At 45.6% G+C, this 5,047-nt stretch carries 4 protein-coding genes; 2 read left to right on the forward strand and 2 right to left on the reverse strand.

Annotated features, from left to right (window positions below):
- Both rplI and dnaB read left to right on the forward strand, forming a co-directional pair.
- Positions 1-428, forward strand: a 428-nt coding sequence (rplI, locus tag AC9UGD_RS06110) for a 50S ribosomal protein L9 (protein WP_509570960.1), incomplete at its 5' end; no start/stop codon positions are given.
- A 346-nt stretch (positions 429-774) separates the two neighbouring features.
- Complete coding sequence (dnaB, locus tag AC9UGD_RS06115) at positions 775-2,223, forward strand: replicative DNA helicase (RefSeq protein ID WP_509570963.1); 1,449 nt, start codon at positions 775-777, stop codon at positions 2,221-2,223.
- On the opposite strand, the gene AC9UGD_RS06120 is transcribed toward dnaB, so the two are convergent.
- Entirely contained in the window at positions 2,220-3,140 is a 921-nt protein-coding gene (locus tag AC9UGD_RS06120; RefSeq protein ID WP_509570966.1) for a DMT family transporter, read from the reverse strand. The genes dnaB and AC9UGD_RS06120 overlap by 4 nt on opposite strands.
- Positions 3,141-3,157: 17 nt before the next feature.
- Positions 3,158-4,981, reverse strand: a complete 1,824-nt coding sequence (locus AC9UGD_RS06125; RefSeq protein ID WP_509570969.1) for an acyl-CoA dehydrogenase — start codon at positions 4,979-4,981, stop codon at positions 3,158-3,160.
- Between the last annotated feature and the right edge of the window lie 66 nt (positions 4,982-5,047).

Genomic DNA, 5,047 nt, shown 5'->3' on the forward strand with positions numbered 1-5,047 from the left:
AAGTTGCAGGCCTAGGCGCTGCAGGAGATGTTGTAACTGTTAAAGATGGATTCGCTCGCAACTTCTTGTTGCCACGCGGAAACGCAATCGCTTGGTCACTTGGTGGAGAAAAGCAGATCGAAAGCATTCGTCGCGCACGTTCAGTACGCGAAGTTCGCGATATCGATCACGCAAAGGAAATCAAGGCAAAGCTTGAAGGCGCATCAGTTGTTACTAAGGTCAAGGTTGGCGCTAAAGGCGCACTCTTTGGTTCAGTAACTGACAAAGATGTTGCATCAGCAATCAAGTCTGCAACTGGTCTAGATATCGATCGCCATGCGATCGCAACTAAGGGCCACATCAAGAAGCTTGGCACACACGATGTAAAGATCTCTTTGGGTCACAACGTGGTTGCAAAGGTTTCAGTAAGCGTTGTAGCTGACAAGTAAGCCCGTAGAATTAAAGAACCCGTCACTTATGTGGCGGGTTTTTTATTGTTCCAATTCAAATCTCACAATTTGATATCTCAATAAATACTTTCATCAACAGGGCTGTGTGTATAGATATCGCCTTTGACCTGCACCTTTGGCCCATCTGAGAGCGGGCACCAATAGTTATGCACAATCGATCCACCGTTGTATACACAGGAAATCGCCCTTGTCCACCTACTTATCAACAGCTTTGTCCCCAGGCTCACCATGCGATTGTCGCCTGCGATAGGGGCGAAGGTTTAGGTTACGCGCAGCAGGTAACGCACTTGTTCGTTGTGTCAGTGGTCCATGGGAGGTTTAACGCGTGAGCATCGCAGAACTTCCTAATAGCCGCCCTCGTGATCCCAACATCAACTCTGTTGGCGCTGAGTTTGAGCGCACACCACCACAAGATTTAATTGCAGAGCAATCTGTTCTTGGTGGAATGTTGCTATCTAAGGATGCAATTGCAGATGTCATCGAAATTATTCGCGATCGCGATTTTTATCGTCCAGCACATGAATTAATTTATGACGCAATTATTGATTTGTATGGCCGCGGAGAACCAGCGGATGCGGTAACGGTTTCTGCAGAGTTATCAAAGCGCGGAGATATTTCTCGTGCAGGTGGTGCACCATATTTACATACGCTGATCTCTTCAGTTCCAACAGCTGCTAACGCTGGCTACTACGCAAAGATCGTTCGCGAGCATGCAATCATGCGCCGCTTAGTTGAAGCCGGTACAAAGATTGTTCAATACGGTTATACAACCGAAGGCGAAGTTGACGACATGGTCGACCTTGCGCAAGCCGAAGTGTATGCAGTTACCGAACGTCGCTCATCAGAAGATTATGTTCAACTATCTACTTTGCTTCCACAAGCACTTGATGAAATCGAAGCTATTTCAAAAGGTATTGGTGTTGAAGGCGTTAAGACAGGATTCAAAGATCTTGATGCATTAACACATGGTCTACATCCAGGAAACATGATTATTCTTGCGGCACGTCCTGCAATGGGTAAGTCAACACTTGGTCTTGATATCGCGCGTCACGCATCAATTCATGATGGCTTAACATCAGTTATTTTCTCTCTTGAAATGTCAAAGAGTGAAATCACAATGCGTATGTTGTCTGCCGAAGCACGTGTTGGCCTAAACAACATTCGTTCCGGATCTTTATCTGATGATGAATGGTCTCGACTTGCGCGCCGTATGGGTGAAATTTCAGAGGCACCGTTATTTATCGATGATTCACCAAACCTTTCTATGATGGAAATCCGAGCCAAAGCGCGTCGCTTAAAGCAGCGTCATGACCTTAAATTGATTGTTATTGACTACTTACAGCTGATGTCTTCAGGCAAGAAGGTAGAAAACCGCCAGCAGGAAGTTTCCGAATTTTCTCGTCACCTTAAGTTGATGGCGAAAGAGTTAAACATTCCCGTCATTGCAATTTCACAGCTCAACCGTGGACCAGAACAACGTACAGATAAAAAGCCAATGCTTTCCGATCTTCGCGAATCTGGTTCTATCGAACAAGATGCTGACGTTGTTATCTTGCTTCACCGTGATGATATGTATGACTCACAAAACCGAACAGGTGAAGCAGATTTAATTGTGGCAAAGCACCGTAACGGACCAACCAGAACAATTACAGTCTCTGCCCAACTTCACTATGCACGATTCTTTGATATGCCACAAAATCCTGGTGGCGGAACTGACTGGACGCAACAGCGCGAGGCTACGAACACCGCCCCAGAAGATAACTTCGGAGCTTAAGTAGTTTTACTGCGTGCTTGATCTGCCATATAAATACCGGCAATAACAACTACACCACCAATGAGTTGAATGAAAGTCCATGCTTCTGCAAACCAAAACCAGGCAACAATTCCAGCAAAAATAGGTTCTAGTAATCCAAATGTACTTGTTGTCGACGCCTTCAAATTCTTAAGTCCGGCCATTACACACAAGTATGGAAATATTGTTCCGATTAAAACAACGTAAAGAATAAGAACCCAACCTGGTGTGCTGTTTCCTTCGAGTGTGCCTGCTAGCGGAATTGGTGTTGTAAAAACATCAAATGGAAAGCTCCAAATGGGCAGAACTAAACACCAGGCAAAACCAGCAAAGAAAAAGCCCCACATTGTGATTGATTTATTGTCACGGATTCCAGTCAGAGATTCGCCGCACAGGAAACAAAAAGCCAATGCGAAGGATGCACCGAAGCCTGCAATTACACCGATTCCATCAAGGGTTAACCCATCCCAAATTTGCGCGATCAACGCCAAACCAGTTAGTGCCAATACCAGCGCTAACCACATTTGATTGGGCACATGCTTGCGCTTAACAACCCGTAGATACACAACAATCCATACCGGGGCTGTGAATTCGATAAGTAGGGCAATGCTTACATGCATTCTGGATATGGATACGAAATACAACGCCTGCACCATTGCAATTCCAATAATTCCGTAAGCAACCAAAGGCAGTAATTCGGAGCGCTTAATCCGAAAAGTTTGAGGCGCTCTGCGCCAGAGATAAATCGCCAGGATTGCACAGGCGCTAAGGGCGCGAATTTGAGCTAAACGCCAAGCGGTGATGTGCCCGTCCAGCAACAACTTAGATGCTATTCCGTTGCTTGCGAACATCAACGCCGAAAGGATCAGTAGTAACTCACTACGACGCGCTTTAAGCATTTAGCAAGAGTAACTGATTAAAAGGCGCTCTCAGGGAGATCCATGATTGAACCATCAGTTGCTTCTACGATCTTACGATCTGCGGTGATGTGCGGCAGATTGTTGTGAACGAAGAACTTTGCTGCTGCAATCTTGCCTGTGTAGAAATCAGTGTCCTTGCCAGCATTAGGCAGTTTTTCGACTGCAATATCTGCCTGACGTAGCAACAACCAAGAGGTAATGATGTCGCCAACGGCCATCAAGCAACGAGATGTATTCAGACCTACTTTATAAATCTTCACAGCATCTGTTTGTGAATCCATTGCATGTCCAACCAGAACAGCAACAATTCCATTGAGATCACCAAGTGCTTTAACAAGTGCTTGCTTTTCAGCAGCATGTGCTCCGCCAGATTCGGCGAATGTTTGAATCTCTTTACCTAGCAAACCAAGTGCGCGTCCGCCATCTTTAACAATCTTACGGAAGAAGAAGTCCAGACCTTGAATAGCTGTTGTGCCTTCGTACAAAGTATCGATCTTTGCATCACGAACATATTGTTCTAATGGCCAGTCACGAGTAAAGCCGGCACCGCCAAATGTTTGTAGTGATTCAGTTCCAAGAAGTGTCCACGATTTTTCTGAACCGTAACCCTTAACAACTGGAAGCAATAAATCATTAAGTGCAATCATGTCTGCAGCACGATCTTTATCACCTGATACTTCAGCAAGTTCGATTTCATCCTGGATAGAAGCGGTGTACAGCACTAGTGCGCGCATGCCTTCGCTATAGGACTTTTGAACCATCAACGAACGACGCACATCTGGGTGCTTAATGATTGTGACGCGAGGTGAAGCCTTGTCATTCATTACCTTCATATCGCCGCCCTGTACACGCTCTTTCGCGTATGACAAAGCTTGCATATAGCCGGCAGATAACGTTGCAATCGCTTTTGTTCCCACCATCATGCGGGCGAATTCAATGACCTTAAACATCTGTGCAATACCTTCATGCACTTCACCTAACAAGTAACCTACTGCAGGCTCTTTTTCACCCAAGTTAACTTCGCATGTTGCTGAAACATTCAGGCCCATTTTGTCTTCCAATTGTGTTACGAAGACACCGTTGCGCTTACCCATTTCGCCTGTTTCAAAATCAAACATGAATTTAGGAATTAAAAATAGTGAAAGACCCTTTGTTCCTGGACCGCCACCTTCGCGACGTGCAAGTACGAAGTGCACAACATTGTCATAGAAGTCCGCGTCCCCTGAAGTGATGTAACGCTTTGTTCCGGTGATGTGCCATGTTCCATCTGGTTGTTGCACAGCCTTGGTGCGACCTGCACCAACATCAGAACCTGCATCAGGTTCTGTTAGCTGCATCGTTGCGCCCCAGTGCTTATCAACCATGTGCTTTGCAATTTTCTTTTGCTCAGTTGTACCAAGAACATATGCGACCTGTGCGAATGCATAACCAGATGCGTAGATATGAATTGCCGGATTTGAACCCAACACCATTTCAGCCATTGCCCAACGCACCGATGGCGGAACTTTCATTCCACCAAGATCAACAGGTGCATCAAGACGCCACCATTCACCATCAACATATGCTTTGTATGACTTCTTAAAACTTTCTGGCAAAGTTACATTGCCAGTTTCTTTATTCAAGATCGCACCCACACGATCGCCTTCAACAAATGATGCGGCTAAATCGTTTTCACACAAACGCTTCATCTCTTCCAGCATTCCTATTGCAGTTTCGCGATCAACTTCACCGTATGGATTAGTACCCATAACTTTGTCGCGACCCAATAGGTCAAAGAGGCAGAATTCAATGTCACGAAGGTTTGCTGTGTAATGGCTCATGGCGTAATTGTGCTACCCACCAGTAACTTACGCAAGGTTATGAGCGTATTTCGCTCCCATGCCTAC

Origin of the sequence: Candidatus Planktophila sp. (assembly GCF_044232745.1) — a bacterium.
GTDB lineage: Bacteria > Actinomycetota > Actinomycetes > Nanopelagicales > Nanopelagicaceae > Planktophila.

Coding starts and splice junctions, on each gene's coding strand:
- AC9UGD_RS06120 (WP_509570966.1), bottom strand. CDS start 3,140: ATGCTTAAAGCGCGTCGTAGTGAGTTACTACTGATCCTTTCGGCGTTG.
- AC9UGD_RS06125 (WP_509570969.1), bottom strand. CDS start 4,981: ATGAGCCATTACACAGCAAACCTTCGTGACATTGAATTCTGCCTCTTT.